This is a genomic window from Xanthomonas sp. LMG 12462 (assembly GCF_009192885.1).
Taxonomy (GTDB): Bacteria; Pseudomonadota; Gammaproteobacteria; order Xanthomonadales; family Xanthomonadaceae; genus Xanthomonas_A; species Xanthomonas_A sontii.
Window position 1 is genome coordinate 125,403 of sequence record NZ_NMPP01000077.1, and the last position, 16,130, is coordinate 141,532.

The window sequence follows — 16,130 nt, forward strand, 5'->3', positions numbered from 1 at the left end:
TCAGGCGGCTTGCACGATCAGGTGCGAGTCGGAACGAGGACGCGACAGCCGCGCCTGCGGCGGCGGTGCCGGCGCCTGGGCGTCGGCGGGCGCGGCAGCGGGTTCGGTGGAGGCCGGCGCAGCATCCGGGGCCGCCGCCGGCGTGGCCGGGGCGGGCGCAGCGGCGGGCGCCGGCTTGCGCGATGCCAGCCACTTCTGGAAGTCCTGCTTGCTCACCGCCTCGACCACGATCGGCATGAAGCCGTGGTCCTTGCCGCACAGTTCGGCGCACTGGCCGCGGTACACCCCGGGGGTGTCGATGCTGGTCCAGGCTTCGTTGATGATCCCGGGGATGGCGTCCTGCTTCCAGCCCAGCGCCGGCACCCACCAGGCGTGGATGACGTCGTCGGCGGTGATGACGAAGCGCACCTTGGTGTTCACCGGCAGCACCAGCCGGTTGTCCACGTCGAGCAGGTAGTGCGGGTCGTGCTCGGCCGTCGGCACCGCGCCGCTCTGCCGCAGCCGGTCGGAACTGCGCGCCAGGCGGCTGGTGAACGAGACGTTCTCGCCCAGGTATTCGTAGCGCCACATCCACTGGTAGCCGGTGACCTTCACCGTCATCTCGGCATCGCGTGTGTCGTACATCGCGATCAGCTTGGCCGTGGCCGGCCACGCCATCACGATCAGGATCAGCACCGGGATCACCGTCCACACGATCTCGGCCTTGGTGTTGTGGCTGAACTGCGCCGGCACCGCGCCCTTGGACTTGCGGAACTTGAAGATCGCATAGGCCATCGCGCCGAACACCAGCACGCCGATGACCACGCACACCCACAACGCGACCATGTGCGCGTCGTAGGCGTTGCGCGCGCTCTGGGTGACGCCCCTGCCCATGTTGAGCTGCCACGGCTTGGGATCGGCCGATTGCGCCCACGCCAGCGGTGCGGCCATCGCCGCCGCCAACGCCATCCCGCCCCTGACCGCCTGTTGCACCCACCCGCCGCGTTGCTTCATTGCCTAGACCCCTTGGAGCGTCATCGGTTGCGGCCGGTCACGGCCGCGAGCAAGCCTTCCAGGGTCTGCGCCAGTTGCCGGCGTTCGTCGGGGCCGAGGAATTCGCCGACCCTGACCTGCTTGCCGCTGGATGCCAGCACCACCCTGTCGTCGCCTTCGATCCGCAACCGCACCCAATGCGGGTGGGCGCGGAACGCCGGCGTTCCTGCATTCGGACGGGTCACTTCCACGCAGGCCGGACCCACCCGGATATCCTCTTCGCGCTCGCCGCCACGCCACGACCAATGCAGCGCGAGCGCCACCACGATGCTGTGCAACAGGGCGAACGCAGGCGCGAACACATTGCCGGCGAGCCACCCCAGCCCAGCCACGGCCCACATCGCCCCGGCCAGTGCGACGAACAACAGAACGAATTGCCGGGCATTCAACGCCCGCGGCGGTCGCAGCCGCAGCTGCGTACCCGACCCCTCCGGAGAAAACGGAAACATTTCGATCATGTCGAACCGCCGCTTCCGAACCGCTCGTGCCCGAGCCGCGAGCACGCCTGGATGGTAGCCCCCGGCCTGCGCGGCGGCAAGCGCGCGTTCACCACAAAAAATGCTGTAGCGCAACAAGATGTGCGTTCAGCCTGGACGCGTCCGCCATCGCCGTGGCGATGCCGGCAACCCCCTGCGCGTGCAGGCGCTGACATAAAATAGCGGGCTCTGTCCCTGGCCTTTCCCGCATGAACGCTCTGCCTGGCGCCGGCTCTGTCCCGGCGATGCCGTCCGCGTCTCCTTCGCCCTTGCTGTCCCCCGAACTCCCGCCCGCGCCGCAGGCCCTGCGCGCGGCGATCACCGCCGCCTGGCTCAAGGACGAAGCCGAACACGTACGCGAACTGCTCGAGCAGGCGCGCCTGCCCGCGGCCGACCAGGCCAGGGTGCAGGCGCTGGCCGCCGACCTGGTCACCCGGGTGCGCGCCCGCGCCCAGGACCAGGGCGCGATCGAGGCCTTCATGCGCCAGTACGACCTCGGCAGCGAGGAAGGCGTGCTGCTGATGTGCGTGGCCGAAGCGCTGCTGCGCATCCCCGACCAGGACACCGCCGACAAGCTGATCCGCGACAAGCTCGGCGATGCGGACTGGAAGAAGCACATGGGCGAGAGCGACTCGATCCTGGTCAATGCCTCGACCTGGGGCCTGATGCTCACCGGCAAGCTGGTGCAGATCAACGACCTCACCCGCGCCGACGTGTCCGGCGCATTCAAGCGCCTGATCGGCCGCGTCGGCGAGCCGGTGATCCGCCTGGCGGTGCGCCAGGCGATGAAGATCATGGGCCATCAGTTCGTGATGGGCCGGACCATCGGCGAGGCGCTGACCCGCTCGAAGAAGGGCGACAACGCCCACTACCGCTACTCGTTCGACATGCTCGGCGAAGGCGCGCTGACCATGAAGGACGCGCAGCGCTATCTCGATGCCTACCGCCAGGCGATCCATGCCATCGGCAAGCACTTCGCCGCGCAGCGCCAGCAGGGCGGCGGCAAGGACGCGGTGTTCGCCGCGCCCAGCATCTCGATCAAGCTCTCGGCGCTGTATCCGCGCTACGAGCACGCCAAGCGCGCGCGGGTGATGGCCGAACTGGTACCCGGCGTGCTGGAACTGGCGCAACTGGCCAAGTCCTACGGCATCGGCTACACGGTCGATGCCGAAGAAGCCGACCGCCTGGAACTGTCGCTGGACATCATCGAGGCCACCTTCTCCGATCCCTCGCTGGACGGCTGGGAAGGCTATGGGCTGGCGGTGCAGGCGTACCAGAAGCGCACCCCGTACACGATCGATTTCCTCGCCGACCTGGCGCGCCGCGTCGGCCGCCGCATCCCGGTGCGCCTGGTCAAGGGCGCCTACTGGGACGCGGAGATCAAGCGCGCGCAGGTCGAGGGCCACCCGGGCTATCCGGTGTTCACCCGCAAGCAGAACACCGATGTGTCCTACCTGGCCTGCGCCAAGCGCCTGTTCGCGCACAGCGACGCGCTGTATCCGATGTTTGCCACCCACAACGCGCAGACCATCGCCGCGGTGCGCGCCATCGCCGGCGGTCGCGACTACGAACACCAGAAGCTGCACGGCATGGGCGACGACCTCTACGCCGAGGTGATCCCCGCCGACCGCCTCGGCGTGCCCTGCCGCGTGTACGCGCCGGTGGGTTCGCACGAGGACCTGCTGCCCTACCTGGTGCGGCGCCTGCTGGAGAACGGCGCCAACTCCAGCTTCGTCAACCGCATCACCGACGAAGACGTGGCCATCGAAGACCTGATCCGCGACCCGGTCGAGGCCGTGTCCGCGTTCGCCTCCATCCCGCATCCGAAGATTCCGCTGCCGGTCGATCTGCTGCGCAGCCAGAACCACAACAGGAAGAACTCCATGGGCGCCAACCTCGCCAACGACAACGATCTGCGCGCGCTGGCCGACCAGCTCAACACCGCGCTCAAGCCCTGGCAGGCCGCGCCGCTGGTACCCGGCGCGGTGATCGCCGGCGACGCCCTGGCGGTCGCCAACCCGGCCGACCATCGCCAGATCGTCGGCCACTGGAAGCCGGCCGATGCCGACACCGTGGAGAAGGCGCTGAGCAACGCCGCGGCCGCCTATCCGGCCTGGAACCGCACCCCGGCCGCCAGCCGCGCCACCATCCTCGAACACGCCGCCGACCTGCTGGAAGCGCGCATGCCCGAGTTCATGGCGCTGTGCGTCAAGGAAGCCGGCAAGACCCTGCCCGACGGCGTCGCCGAAGTGCGCGAAGCGGTGGATTTCCTGCGCTACTACGCCGGCCAGGCGCGCGCGCAGTTCGGTGCGCCCGAGCGCCTGCCCGGGCCGACCGGCGAATCCAACGAACTGCAGCTGCACGGCCGCGGCGTGTTCGTGTGCATCAGTCCGTGGAATTTCCCGCTGGCCATCTTCCTCGGCCAGGTCGCCGCGGCGCTGGCCGCCGGCAACAGCGTCATCGCCAAGCCGGCCGAGCAGACCAACCTGGTCGGCCATGCCGCGGTGAAGCTGCTGCACGAAGCCGGCGTGCCGGAGGCGGTGGTGCAGTTCCTGCCCGGCGACGGCGCCACCGTCGGCGCCGCGCTGACCCGCGATCCGCGCGTGGCCGGCGTCGCCTTCACCGGCTCCACCGACACCGCCCGCGCGATCAACCGCGCGCTGGCCGCGCGCGATGCCGCCATCGGCGTGCTGATCGCCGAGACCGGCGGCCAGAACGCCTTCATCGCCGACTCCTCGTCGCTGCCGGAAGCGGTGGTCAAGGACGCGATCTCCAGCGCCTTCATCTCCGCCGGCCAGCGCTGCTCGGCCGCGCGCGTGCTGTTCGTGCAGGACGACATCGCCGACAAGGTGATGACCATGCTGGCCGGCGCCATGGCCGAGCTGAAGGTCGGCGACCCCGGCCTGCTGTCCACCGACGTCGGCCCGGTGATCGATGCCGATGCGCTGCAGATTCTCACCGATCACGCCGCACGCATGGACCGCGAAGCGCGCGCGATCGCCGTGGCCGCCACCGACGCCGCTACCGCGCACGGCAGCTTCTTCGCCCCGCGCGCCTACGAGCTGCAGTCGCTGACGCAGCTGCAGCGCGAGATCTTCGGCCCGGTGCTGCACGTGATCCGCTGGAAGGCCGATCAGCTCGACGCGGTGATCGACCAGATCAACGCCACCGGCTACGGCCTGACCCTGGGCGTGCATTCGCGCATCGACGAGACCATCGAGCGCATCGCCTCGCGCGTGGCGGTGGGCAACGTCTACGTCAACCGCAACCAGATCGGCGCGGTGGTCGGCGTGCAGCCGTTCGGCGGCCAGGGCCTGTCCGGCACCGGCCCCAAGGCCGGCGGCCCGCACTACCTGCTGCGCTTCGCCACCGAGAAGGTGGTGACGGTCAACACCACCGCCGCCGGCGGCAACGCCTCGCTGCTGACCCTGGGCGACTGACCGGCCCGCTTCGGCGCAGCGTTCCGTCCGGAACCTGCGCTGAGCGCAGCCTGCCGCAGCGCGCAGCGCACGCTGCGGACAGGCATAAAAAAAGCCCCGCCGAAGCGGGGCTTTTTCGTGGAACTGCGAAGCGCCTGCGATCAGAACTTGTAGTTGACCGAGGCCGCCAGCACGTTGCCGCTCACTTCGTAGTCGCCGACAAGACGGTTGCCGGTGGCGCTGGTGGTGGCGATGCTCGGATCGTTGGTGAACAGGTGGGTGTAGCCGAAGCTGTACTCGGTCTGCTCGGACGGCTTCCAGGTCAGACCCAGCGAGACCCACTTGCGGCTCGCGTCCGGCACGCGCACGTCGCGGTGCTGGTCGGTGGTCGGGGTCTGGTCGTAGGCCAAGCCGCCACGCAGGGTCAGCGTGTCGCTCATGCGGTAGTCGGCGCCCAGCGACACGAAGGTGGTGTCGCGGTACGAGAAGTCCAGCACGCTGTCGGGCTGGTTGGAGGCGAAGTCGACGGTGACCTTGTCGAACTTGCTCCAGGCGGTGCGGGTGACGTCGGCCATCACCGTCCACTGCTCGTTGATGTCGTGGGTGAAGCTGGCGGTGGCGCTGGCCGGCAGCTTGACGGTGGCGCGGCCCTTGGTGTCGACGAAGGTGCCCGGCGCGGCGAAGGCCAACACGGTGGCGGCATTGCCCGGCACGGTGAAGTCGGCGTCGCCGTCGGTGATCTTGTGCTCGACCTGCGAGCGGTAGCTGAAGCCGATGTGGGTGTGCTCGTCGACGCTGAACAGGCCGCCCAGGGTGAAGCCGACCGCGGTGTTGTCGCCCTTGATGCGCGAGAAACCGTCGGCGCTGCCCGGCGCGAAGCCCGGCACGCGGCGCGAGGCCAGGACGGTGCCGAAGTCGATGGCGTTGGTCAGTTCGATGTTCAGGCGCTCGGCGAACACGGACGCGCCGAAGGACACGTACGGGTTGACGTCGTAGGAGAAGGCGAAGTTCAGGTCGATCGCCTGCAGTTCGGTCTTCACGCCGTTGTAGCGGCCGACCCAGTCGCGGTCGTATTCGGTCTTGAAGCCGAACGGCACGGTCAGCGAGGTGCCGAAGTGCATGTTGTTGTTTTCGCCGAACGGCATGTGGAAGTACGCGGCCGGAACCGGCGCGATCATGCCGGCGTCGCCGCCACGGCCACCGGAGATCGGCTGGCCGTTGGCGTAGGTGCCGCCGTTGCCCTGGTACTTGGCCGAGAACTGGATGGCGCTGACGTCGGCCTGGAACACCTTGCCGTCGAGCTGGCGCATGCCGGCCGGGTTCACGGCGATGATCGAGGCATCGCCGGGGGCGCTACCGGAGCCGGCGAAGGCGCGGCCCAGACCCTTGGCGCTGTTCTCCTTGAGCTGGAACGCGGCGCCGTGCGCCTGGCCCATGGCCAGCGCGCCGACGATGCCGACGGCCAGAGCGGTGAAACGGACGAACTGGGTTGCGTTTTGCATGGCTAGCTTTCTCCGGAAGACGAGTGTCTGTGTTCGCGCCTGCGCCTTCCCGGACCGGAATGGTCCAGGAATGCGCGCCGGAGTCCCCTCCCGACATACGACGCCGTATGCGAGTATACCCCGCACCGTTAACTAAACAATAACGACATGATGCGTTCAGCTTCGTGTGGAGTCGGGGTGCGTTCAGCCGGATGAAGTCGTTATCGTGGCGTCCCTGGCGGTCTCCGGCTCCCCCGTTCCCTCGCATGTTCGTTTCCATCCCCTCCCGCGAACGCACCACGCTGCGCTGGGCCACGCCGTTGTTGTTCGCGGCGATGTGGCTGGCCTTCCTGTGGTCGATCAGCCGCCCCGACGAGGCGCGCGCGACCCTGTGGCTGGACTGGGGCGCGCTCTCGGCCGGGGTGGGCAGCCCGCGCGACTGGCTGGCCACGGTGCAGGACGGCAGCGTGCTGCGCCTGTTCACCGCGCTGTTCCTGCACGCCGATTGGTCGCACCTGCTCGGCAACCTGGTGTTCCTGCTGATCTTCGGCCTGCCCGCCGAACGCGTGCTGGGGCCGTGGCGGTTTCTGCTGCTGTTCCTGGGCGGCGGGGCGATTTCCAACCTGGCCGCGGTGTTCGCGGTCGGCACCCCGGACCGGGTGATCATCGGCGCCAGCGGCGCGGTCTCGGCGCTGATCGGCACCTACCTGGCGCTGTTCCCGCGAGCCAAGCTCGGCGTGGTGCTGCCGCTGGGGCTGTTCCTGGAATTCGTGCGCGCCCCGGCCTCGCTGCTGATCGGCACCTGGGCGGCGCTGCAGGTGGTGTTCGCCTACATCGGCCCGGCCTTCGGCATGGTGGCGTGGTCGGCGCACCTGGCCGGCTTCGCCTTCGGCATGGTCTACGGGCTGTACGTGCGCGCGGCGATCGCGCGGCGGCTGCGCAAGCGCAAGGGCTTCTGAGCCGCCTGCGGCAACGGCGCCCGTATACTGCGCGCATGTTCAAGCACCTGTACAAAGTGACTTTCCTCAACCACGGCAAGGTCTACGAGCTGTATTGCCAGCACGTCGGCAGCAGCCATCTGTGGGGCTTCACCGAGATCGGCACGCTGGTGTTCGACGTGCACGACGGGCTGGTGATCGATCCCACCGAGGAACGCCTGCGCGAGGAGTTCGGCGACACCAAGACGCTGCATCTGCCGATGCAGAGCATCGTGCGCATCGAGGAAGTGGAGAAGAAGGGCCAATCGACGATCCGCGACGCGGCCACCGGCGAGAAGGTGGTCACGCCGTTCCCGATGCCCGGCAAGCCACGCTGAGCCGATGCGCATCCTGATCGCCGACGACTATCAGGATGCGGTGCGCCACCTGCCCTGCTTCGCGCGGCTGCAGGCGCACAGCGTGCAGGTGCTGACCGCGCTGGCGCCCGATCGCGAGACCTTCGTTCGGCACGCCGCCGAGGCCGAGGCGCTGGTGCTGATCCGCGAGCGCACCCGCATCGACGCCGCCTTGCTGGCGCGACTGCCGAAGCTGCGCCTGATCAGCCAGACCGGGCGGATCGGCGAACACCTCGACCTGGCCGCCTGCACCGCGCGCGGCGTGGCCGTGGCCGAAGGCGTCGGCGCGCCGGTGGCACCGGCGGAACTGACCTGGGCGCTGCTGATGGCCGCCAGCCGGCGCCTGCCCGCTTACCGCGATGCGCTGCGTGCCGGGCACTGGCAGGCCACCGGCGAAGCGCAGCTGGGCCGCAGCCTGGACGGGCTGACCCTCGGCATCTGGAGTTACGGCAAGATCGGCCGCCGCGTCGCCGCCTACGGCCGCGCCTTCGGCATGCGCGTGCAGGTATGGGGGAGCGAGGACAGTTGTGCGCAAGCGCGCGCCGACGGCTTTGCGGTCGCCGCCAGCCGCGAGGCGTTGTTCGCCGAGAGCGATGTGCTGACGCTGCATCGCCGCCTGGTCGCGGCCACCCGCCACCAGATCGGACTGGACGACCTGCTGCGGATGAAATCGGACGCCCTGCTGGTCAACACCAGCCGCGCCGAACTCATCGCGCCCGGCGCGCTGCTGGCCGCGTTGGACGCCGGCCGTCCCGGACAGGCGGCACTGGACGTGTTCGAGCAGGAACCGGTTCTGGATCCTCAGCATCCGCTGCTGCGGCATCCGCGGGTGCTGGCGACGCCGCACCTGGGCTACGTCGAACAGAGCAGCTACGACCTGTATTTCGGCGCCGCCTTCGACAACGTGCTGGCCTTCGCCGCCGGCACGCCGCAGGGCCTGGCCAATCCCGAAGTCCTCACCGTCGCCGACTGAGCGACTGGCCACCGCCGCCGCGCAGCGGCTACGCCGCGCGCGATGGCGAGGCGGGCCGCCGTCGGCTCAGGTACCGGAGGCCGGCGCAGGCTCGGTCTTGTCGGAGCCGGTCTTGTCGGACTCGGTCTTGGCAGGCTCGGGCTTGGCCGGTTCCGCCGCCGGCTGCTTCGCCGGGGCGGCCTTCGGCGCCGCGCCCGCCGGCTTGTGCGCCGGCTTGGCCTTGCCCTTGCCGGCCGGTGCCGCCGCGGCCGCCCGCGCCACCGCGCCGGGCTGCTTCAGTTCGGCCAGCGCCTGCGCGATCGGGCCGTCGCCCGGCAGCACGTCGCCGGCGGTGTAGCCCTCGGCGCCCTCGTCGTCGCCATGCAGGTGGCCCGGCAGGGTCGCTTCGCTGTAGTCGGCGATCGCCGCCGGCTTGTCGGCATCGTCCGCGCTGGCCTCCGGATGCAGCACCACGTCGGGCACGATGCCGCTGGCCTGGATCGACTTGCCGCTGGGGGTGTAGTACCGCGCCGTGGTCAGCTTGACCGAGTCGCCATTGTCCAGCGGCAGCACGGTCTGCACCGAACCCTTGCCGAAGGTGCGGCTGCCGACGATGCGCGCGCGCTTGTTGTCGCGCAGCGCACCGGCCAGCACTTCCGAGGCGCTGGCCGAACCGGCATCCACCAGCACCACCATCGGCGCGCCGTTGAGCAGGTCGCCGGGGGTGGCGTCGAACTTGGAATCGCTGACCGAGATGCGCCCGCGGGTGCTGACGATGGTGCCCTTGTCGAGCACGTCGTCGGCCACCTGCACCGCCGCGGTCAGCAGGCCGCCCGGATTGCTGCGCAGGTCCAGCATCAGGCCGCGCAGCTTGCCGCCGGCCTGCGCCTGCAACTGCTGCAACTGCTTGTGGAAATCGGCGCCGGTGTCGGCCTGGAAGGTGCTGATGCGGATGTAGCCGTAGCCGGGTTCGAGCATGCGGCTGCGCACGCTGGCCACGCGGATGGTCTGCCGGGTCAGGGTCACGTCGAACGGCTTGGCGACCTTGTCGCGGGCGATGGTCAGTACGACCTTGCTGCCCGGCTCGCCGCGCAGCGGCTCCATCGCCTTGACCGCGCTGATCGGCTTGCCGTCGATGGCGATGATGATGTCGCCCGAGCGCAGGCCGGCGCGCGCGGCAGGCGTGTCGTCGATCGGCGACACCACCTTGAGCGTGTTGTCCGGCAGCTGCAGCAGCTCCACGCCGATGCCGTCGTAGGCGCCGCTGGTCTGCTCGTCGAAGGCTTCGGCGTCTTCCTTGCTGAAATACGTGCTGTGCGGATCCAGGTCCAGCAGCAGGCCGCGGATGGCGGACTGCATCAGCTTCTTGTCGTCGACCGGATCGACGTAGGCTTCCTTCACCGCGTTGTAGACCGCCACGTAGCGGCGGATCTCGTCCAGCGGCACCTTGGCACTGGCCGATTCGGTGGAATCCGGATCGTCGGCGCTGGCCGCCGGGGCCGTGGGCGTCTGCGCCTCGGCGCGTTGCGCCATCGACGGCAGCGGCGCCAGAGCGAGCAACAGGGCTGCGGACAGGACTACGCGCATGAAGCACTCCGATTGGGGAAGACCCGCACCGTGCACGGCGCGGTTGTCCGGATTATGCGCGAAGCCGAGCTAAATTCGCGTTGAACGCGCCGCGCCGGCGTGGCTCAGCGGCGCTGCAGCCACGACGCCGGATCCACCGGCTGGCCATTGCGACGCAGTTCGAAGTACAGCGCCGGGCGGCCCTGCCCGCCGGAATTGCCGACCTTGGCCACCGCATCGCCGCGCTTGACCTTGGCGCCCGCGTCGCGCAGCAGGGTGTCGTTGTGCGCGTACAGGCTCATGTAGCCATTGCCGTGGTCCACGATCAGGATCATGCCGTAGCCGGTCATCCAGTCGGAGAACACCACCGTGCCGTCGGCGACCGCGGTGACGGTGCTGCCGGCGGGCGCGGCGATCAGCACGCCGCTGCTGGTGCGCCCATCGGGCAGCCTGCCGCCGTAGCGCGCGATCAGGTCGCCCGACAGCGGCCAGCCCAGGCCACCGACCTTCAGCGGCGGTGCCGAGGCGACCACCTTGGGCGGTATCTTGCCGCCGCCACGCCCGGCCTTCGCCGCGGCCTTGGCCTGCGCCGCCTGTTCGGCCGCCTCGCGCCTGGCCGCGGCGCGGCGCTCGGCCTCGGCGCGGGCGGCGGCGGCACGCAGGTTGGCGAGCAGGGTTTCCAGCGCCTTGGCATCCTGGCCCAGCGCCTTCTCGCGTTCGCTGCGGTCCTGGTAGCGCTGATCCAGCTCCGAGACCACGCTGGCGCGCTGCTTGCGGTCGCGCTGCAGCGCCTGGGCCTGTTCCTGCTGGCGGCGCTGGGCCTCGCTCAGTTGCTGCTTCTGTTCGACGACCTCGCGCTGCACCTGTTCCAGCGCCTGCAGTTCGTGGGTCAAGGTCGCGATGCGCTGCGCGCGCTCGCGCTGCAGATAACGGTGATACGCCAGCAGGCGGTTGGCATCGGCCACGCGGTCCTGCGCCAGCAGCAGCTTCAGCGGCGCATTGCCGCCGATGGCATAGGCCGCCCGCAGCAGCTGCGCCAGTTCGGCGCGCTGGCGCGTCAAGCCACTGCGCAGGCCATCGCGCTTGCGTTCGAGCTCGGCCAGGGTCTGCTGGTGCCGCTGCAGCGCCTGTTGCGTCTGCGCCAGACTGCGGCCGGTGACGGCGACCTTTTCGTCGGCCTCGCGCAACTGGCGTGCGGCGTCGCCGCGCTTGCCTTCCAGTTGCCGGCGCTCCTCGGCCACGCTCTTCAGCTCGCTGCGCACCTTTTCCAGGCGCTTCTCGGCCTCGCGCGGATTCTGCGCCGCGGCTACGCCGGCGGTCAGCAGCCACGTCAGCGCCAGCAGGCGGCGCACAAGGCCGCGCCAGTGTCCGGGCGCACGCCGCCCGGCCGCGCGGGGCGCGGCGGAATGCGATGGAACAGGCGCGGCTGCGGGCAAGCGAGGGTCCAGTGACTTCAGGCAGGTGTGGATTGTAGCGAAGCGTGTTGTGATCGCCCCACGATTGATTGCGGCCGCATCGCCGGCGCCCGGGAGGTGAAGGATGAAACGCATGCATCTGGTGGTTGTGCTGGCGCTGGCCCTGACGGCTGGTCCGGCGTTCGCGGGCGAAGGCATCAGCAAGGTCAACGGCAGCATCACTGCCGACGCCGGCAAGCAGTACGGCGATCTGGAAACGGTCAACGGCAGCATCACCGTCCAGTCCGGCGCCCAGGTGGGCAGCGTGGAAACGGTCAACGGCAGCGTCAAGGTCGCCGACGGCGCGCAGACCAAGGGCTTGTCCACGGTCAACGGCGGCATCACCCTCGGCGAGCGCGCACAGGTCGCCGGTTCCATCGAAACCGTCAACGGCGGCATCTTCGTCGACCGCGGCGGCCGCGTCGGCGGCGGCATCGAGAGCGTCAACGGCAGCATCGGCCTGGTCGCCACGCAGTTGGACAAGGGCATCGAGACGGTCAACGGCGACATCACCGTCGGCCACGATTCGCATGTCGGTGGCGGCATTTCGATCAACAAGCCCAGTTTCAGCATGTCGTTCAAGCCGACGCGCAAGCCACGGGTCATCGTCGGCCCGCGTGCGGTGGTGGACGGCCCGCTGCGCTTCGAGCGCGAAGTGACCCTGTACGTGCATCGCAGCGCCAAGACCGGGCCGATCACCGGCGCCACCGCGCTGCCCTTCGACGGCGACACCGCGCCGAACAACTGAGCCATGCCGCGACGACGCGCCCGCCCGGGCGCGCGCGGCTTGCCTATAGAATCCAGGGTTCCCTCGCCATCAGGAGCCCCCATGTCCCGCAAGCTCGTGCTGTGCCTGGCCGCAGCCGCCGCGCTGACCGCGTGCAAACGCGAAGCGCCTGCCCCGGCCGCCGACACCGCGCCACCGGCCGCGGCGCCCGCACCCGCTGCGGCGCCCACGCACGCGTTCTCCACCGGAATCGCACCGGCGGACTTCGCGGAACTGGTCAAGACGCTGTCCTCCGATGCCTTCGAAGGCCGCGGTCCGGGTACGCCTGGCGAAGACAAGACGGTCAGCTACATCCGCGACCAGATGCAGCGCATCGGCCTGCAACCGGGCAACGGCGACAGCTGGTTCCAGGACGTGGCGATGACCGAGACCACCGCGGCGCCGGGCACCACGCTCACCATCGCCCACGACGGCGCAGCACGGCAGCTGGCCTTCGGCACCGACATGGTGGTGGGCACGCGCACCGGCCAGCCCGAGGTCAAGCTCGATGGCAGCGACATGGTCTTCGTCGGCTACGGCGTGGACGCGCCGGAGCAGAAGTGGAACGACTATGCCGGCCAGGACTGGAAGGGCAAGACCGTGGTGATGTTCGTCAACGACCCCGGCTTCCACACCGGCGACGGCAGCCTGTTCGAAGGCAAGCGCATGACCTACTACGGGCGCTGGACCTACAAGTTCGAGGAAGCCGCGCGCAAGGGCGCCGCCGCCGCGTTGATCGTGCACGACACGCCCGGCGCCAGCTACGGCTGGGACGTGGTCAAGAACTCCTGGTCCGGCGCGCAGTACGACCTGCCGGCGAAGGACGATCCGGAGCCGCGCATTCCGGTGCAGGGCTGGCTCACCGCCGAGGCGGCCAAGCAGCTGTTCGCCGACGCCGGCCTGGACCTGGCGCAGGCCTACAAGGACGCCAGCAAGCGCGGCTTCAAGCCGGTCCCGCTGAAGGCCAAGCTTTCGGTGGACCTGAAGAGCACCATCGCCGAGAAGACCTCGCGCAACGTGGTCGGCGTGCTGCCCGGCAGCAGCCGTGCCGACGAAGCGGTGCTGTACATGGCGCACTGGGATCACCTGGGCAAGCACGAGGGCGAACCCGGCGACAACATCTACAACGGTGCGGTCGACAACGCCACCGGCGTGGCCGGCATCCTCGAAATCGCCGAGGCGTTCGCGCACCAGCAGCCCAAGCCCGAGCGTTCGGTGGTGTTCCTGGCGGTGACGCTGGAGGAGTCGGGGCTGCTTGGTTCCAAGTACTACGTGGCGCATCCGACCTTCCCGCTGAACAAGATCGCAGGCGTCATCAACCTCGATGCGATGCCGGTAGCCGGGCGCGCCAAGGACCTGGTGGTCAACGGGTTCGGCAGCTCGCAACTGGAAGATATGCTCAAGCCGATCGCCGCCGCGCAAGGCCGCGTGCTGCACTCCGAGGACGCACCGCAGAGCGGGTTCTACTTCCGATCCGATCACTTCAACTTCGCCAAGGCCGGTGTGCCGGCGCTGTACATCGACGGCGGCGAAGACCTGGTCGACGGCGGCATCGAGGCCGGGCGCCGTGCCGCGGCAGAGTACGCCAAGCGCTATCACACGCCGGCCGACGAGTACGATCCGGCGACCTGGAAGCTCGACGGCGTGATGGACGACCTGCAGGCCGTGTACGGCGTCGGCAAGGAACTGGCCGCCGGCGACAGCTGGCCGAACTGGTACGCGGACAATCCGTTCAAGGCCGCACGCGACAAGATGATGGGCAGGCCGACGTCGTTGCCGGCGGCCGAGCCTGCCGCCGGCAAGTAGGCGGCGGCTTCCTTCGTGTCATGGCAGCGGCGCTTCGGCGCCGTTGTCGTCTCTGCCCCCATCGGTCGCGTGGCGCACCGGGCATCGTCGCTGCCACCACCTCGTGCAGATCGCTTACCGCATGCAGCGGTGCGCGGTTGCCGGACGTCTTCCGAGCGCCTCGAATGCCGATCGGAAGCCCACGCGTAGAGCACTTCGGCCGCGACGAGAGCTACCGCCACAGAAACGCCCGGGCATGCGCTGCCCGGGCTTTCACGGGATGACGATGACGCATGACGTGACCGCGGCGGCTGACCGCCACGGTCGCCGTCGGCTCAGGCGGCCTGCTTGGCCTGCCCCAGGCTGGCCATGTCGATGACGAAGCGGTACTTCACGTCGCCCTTGAGCATGCGCTCATAGGCCTCGTTGATCTGCGCCATCTCGATCGTTTCGATGTCGGACACGATGCCGTGCTTGGCGCAGAAATCCAGCATCTCCTGGGTCTCACGGATGCCGCCGATCAGCGAACCGGCCAACTGGCGCCGCTTCATGATCAGGTTGAACACCGTCGGCGACGGATGCGGCTCGGCCGGCGCGCCGACCAGGGTCATGGTGCCATCGCGCTTGAGCAGGGTCAGGAACGCATCCAGATCGTGCGGGGCCGCGACGGTGTTGAGGATGAAATCGAAGCTGTTGCTGTGCGCTGCCATCTCCTCGGCGTTCTTCGACACCACCACCTCGCTCGCCCCCAGGCGCAGCGCGTCCTCGCGCTTGCCGGCCGAGGTGGTGAACAGCACCACGTGCGCGCCCATCGCATGAGCAATCTTCACGCCCATGTGCCCGAGGCCACCCAGCCCAACGATGCCGACCTTCTTGCCCGGGCCGACCTTCCAGTGATTCAGCGGGGAATACGTGGTGATGCCGGCGCACAGCAGCGGCGCCACCGCCGCCAGTTGCTCGGCATCGTGGCGAATATGCAGCGTGTACTTCTCATCGACCACGATGTGATCGGAGTAGCCGCCATACGTGTTCTCGCCGCCGAACATCGGACCGTTGTAGGTGCCGACGAAGCCGTTCTCGCAGTACTGCTCCTCGCCATCGGCACAGGAAGCGCAATGCCGACAGCTGTCGACCATGCAGCCGACACCGGCAAGATCGCCGACCTTGAAGGCACTGACCTGGTCGCCCACCGCGGTGATGCGACCGACGATTTCATGGCCCGGCACCGACGGGTACTGGGTGTTGTGCCACTCGTTGCGGGCGGTGTGCAGATCCGAGTGGCAGACGCCACAGTAGAGGATCTCGATACTGACGTCGTGCGCACCGAGCGCACGGCGCTCGAAGGTGAACGGGGTCAGCGGCTGATCGGACGCCTTGGCGGCGTATCCATTGGCTTGGCTCATGGGGAAGGCCTCGTGGTGGGTGAAAGGGGCCGAAGGGCGGTGCGCGAGGCAGGCAGAGATGCCCACGCGGTCGCCGAAATCGGGAAAAAGTCTAAGCGGCGTGGCATGAAACGCACGCATCGCCACATGGAACGGTGCGATGCGCTTGCTCTGAATCCGCAGTAGAAACTGACAAGTGTGGATTGGCGCACATGTTCGGCTGAACGTAGCCGCACTCCATCGATGGCGTGCGGGCGGAATGCCTGCGCTCATCCACGGCACGACGGACGGGCTGCGCTGCGGCACGTCTCGATGCGCGCTCTTGCGCATCTCATAGCGCGGCACATCTTCCGAGGGGCAGGGAACCGAGCCCCTCTCCCGCCGGGAGAGGGGTTGGGGTGAGGGGACGCAGCGCGTAGCGCTCGCCTGGATCTGACGATGCGAGGCTTCGCCCGTACCCTCATCCGCCCCTTCGGGGCACCTT

The 16,130-nt window shown here is 69.1% G+C and carries 12 protein-coding genes; 6 read left to right on the plus strand and 6 right to left on the minus strand.

The features are described 5' to 3' along the window. Positions 1-993, minus strand: a complete 993-nt coding sequence (gene coxB / locus CEK69_RS17340) for a cytochrome c oxidase subunit II (RefSeq protein ID WP_152246956.1) — start codon at positions 991-993, stop codon at positions 1-3. Between the two features lie 20 nt (positions 994-1,013). Next, positions 1,014-1,490, minus strand: coding sequence for a DUF2244 domain-containing protein (locus CEK69_RS17345; RefSeq protein WP_019796200.1), 477 nt, complete (start codon positions 1,488-1,490; stop codon positions 1,014-1,016). A gap of 263 nt (positions 1,491-1,753) precedes the next feature. On the opposite strand from CEK69_RS17345, the gene putA reads away from it, so the two are divergent. Further along, positions 1,754-4,948: a bifunctional proline dehydrogenase/L-glutamate gamma-semialdehyde dehydrogenase PutA gene (gene putA, locus CEK69_RS17350; protein ID WP_152246986.1), complete on the plus strand. Its 3,195-nt coding sequence runs from the start codon at positions 1,754-1,756 to the stop codon at positions 4,946-4,948. A gap of 140 nt (positions 4,949-5,088) precedes the next feature. Here putA and CEK69_RS17355 read toward each other — a convergent pair whose 3' ends face one another. Beyond that, on the minus strand, positions 5,089-6,429 hold the full coding sequence (locus tag CEK69_RS17355) for an outer membrane protein transport protein (protein WP_152246958.1): 1,341 nt from the start codon (positions 6,427-6,429) through the stop codon (positions 5,089-5,091). A 245-nt stretch (positions 6,430-6,674) separates the two neighbouring features. On the opposite strand from CEK69_RS17355, the gene CEK69_RS17360 reads away from it, so the two are divergent. From CEK69_RS17360 to CEK69_RS17370, 3 genes are read left to right on the plus strand one after another with little or no spacing between them, the layout of a single operon-like run. Further along, the gene (locus tag CEK69_RS17360; protein ID WP_017908049.1) at positions 6,675-7,367 is read left to right on the plus strand and encodes a rhomboid family intramembrane serine protease; all 693 of its coding nucleotides are present in this window, start codon (positions 6,675-6,677) and stop codon (positions 7,365-7,367) included. Between the two features lie 35 nt (positions 7,368-7,402). Further along, positions 7,403-7,723, plus strand: a complete 321-nt coding sequence (locus tag CEK69_RS17365) for a DUF1820 family protein (RefSeq protein WP_017908048.1) — start codon at positions 7,403-7,405, stop codon at positions 7,721-7,723. Positions 7,724-7,727: 4 nt separating this feature from the next. Further along, on the plus strand, positions 7,728-8,714 hold the full coding sequence (locus CEK69_RS17370; RefSeq protein ID WP_152246960.1) for a D-2-hydroxyacid dehydrogenase family protein: 987 nt from the start codon (positions 7,728-7,730) through the stop codon (positions 8,712-8,714). Between the two features lie 66 nt (positions 8,715-8,780). Here the strand turns inward: CEK69_RS17370 and CEK69_RS17375 are convergent, their stop codons facing one another. Beyond that, positions 8,781-10,280 carry a S41 family peptidase gene (locus CEK69_RS17375; RefSeq protein WP_152246962.1) on the minus strand — a complete coding sequence of 500 codons (1,500 nt, stop codon included), beginning with the start codon at positions 10,278-10,280 and terminating at the stop codon, positions 8,781-8,783. 104 nt (positions 10,281-10,384) lie between these two features. Then, positions 10,385-11,611 (minus strand): peptidoglycan DD-metalloendopeptidase family protein, encoded by a 1,227-nt coding sequence (locus CEK69_RS17380; protein WP_152246964.1) that lies wholly within the window; start codon positions 11,609-11,611, stop codon positions 10,385-10,387. A gap of 187 nt (positions 11,612-11,798) precedes the next feature. Here CEK69_RS17380 and CEK69_RS17385 point away from each other — a divergent pair, with 187 nt between their 5' ends. Further along, complete coding sequence (locus CEK69_RS17385; protein WP_152246966.1) at positions 11,799-12,461, plus strand: hypothetical protein; 663 nt, start codon at positions 11,799-11,801, stop codon at positions 12,459-12,461. Between the two features lie 81 nt (positions 12,462-12,542). Then, the gene (locus tag CEK69_RS17390; protein WP_152246968.1) at positions 12,543-14,285 is read left to right on the plus strand and encodes a M28 family metallopeptidase; all 1,743 of its coding nucleotides are present in this window, start codon (positions 12,543-12,545) and stop codon (positions 14,283-14,285) included. Between the two features lie 314 nt (positions 14,286-14,599). Here CEK69_RS17390 and CEK69_RS17395 read toward each other — a convergent pair whose 3' ends face one another. Further along, positions 14,600-15,667 carry an NAD(P)-dependent alcohol dehydrogenase gene (locus CEK69_RS17395; protein WP_152246970.1) on the minus strand — a complete coding sequence of 356 codons (1,068 nt, stop codon included), beginning with the start codon at positions 15,665-15,667 and terminating at the stop codon, positions 14,600-14,602. Positions 15,668-16,130: the final 463 nt, after the last annotated feature.

What these genes read in the sequence shown, in the direction of transcription:
- coxB (WP_152246956.1), bottom strand. Translation starts at nt 993, where the DNA reads ATGAAGCAACGCGGCGGGTGGGTGCAACAGGCGGTCAGGGGCGGGATG.
- CEK69_RS17395 (WP_152246970.1), bottom strand. Translation starts at nt 15,667, where the DNA reads ATGAGCCAAGCCAATGGATACGCCGCCAAGGCGTCCGATCAGCCGCTG.
- putA (WP_152246986.1), top strand. Translation starts at nt 1,754, where the DNA reads ATGCCGTCCGCGTCTCCTTCGCCCTTGCTGTCCCCCGAACTCCCGCCC.
- CEK69_RS17375 (WP_152246962.1), bottom strand. Translation starts at nt 10,280, where the DNA reads ATGCGCGTAGTCCTGTCCGCAGCCCTGTTGCTCGCTCTGGCGCCGCTG.
- CEK69_RS17390 (WP_152246968.1), top strand. Translation starts at nt 12,543, where the DNA reads ATGTCCCGCAAGCTCGTGCTGTGCCTGGCCGCAGCCGCCGCGCTGACC.
- CEK69_RS17345 (WP_019796200.1), bottom strand. Translation starts at nt 1,490, where the DNA reads ATGATCGAAATGTTTCCGTTTTCTCCGGAGGGGTCGGGTACGCAGCTG.
- CEK69_RS17355 (WP_152246958.1), bottom strand. Translation starts at nt 6,429, where the DNA reads ATGCAAAACGCAACCCAGTTCGTCCGTTTCACCGCTCTGGCCGTCGGC.
- CEK69_RS17365 (WP_017908048.1), top strand. Translation starts at nt 7,403, where the DNA reads ATGTTCAAGCACCTGTACAAAGTGACTTTCCTCAACCACGGCAAGGTC.
- CEK69_RS17385 (WP_152246966.1), top strand. Translation starts at nt 11,799, where the DNA reads ATGAAACGCATGCATCTGGTGGTTGTGCTGGCGCTGGCCCTGACGGCT.
- CEK69_RS17360 (WP_017908049.1), top strand. Translation starts at nt 6,675, where the DNA reads ATGTTCGTTTCCATCCCCTCCCGCGAACGCACCACGCTGCGCTGGGCC.
- CEK69_RS17370 (WP_152246960.1), top strand. Translation starts at nt 7,728, where the DNA reads ATGCGCATCCTGATCGCCGACGACTATCAGGATGCGGTGCGCCACCTG.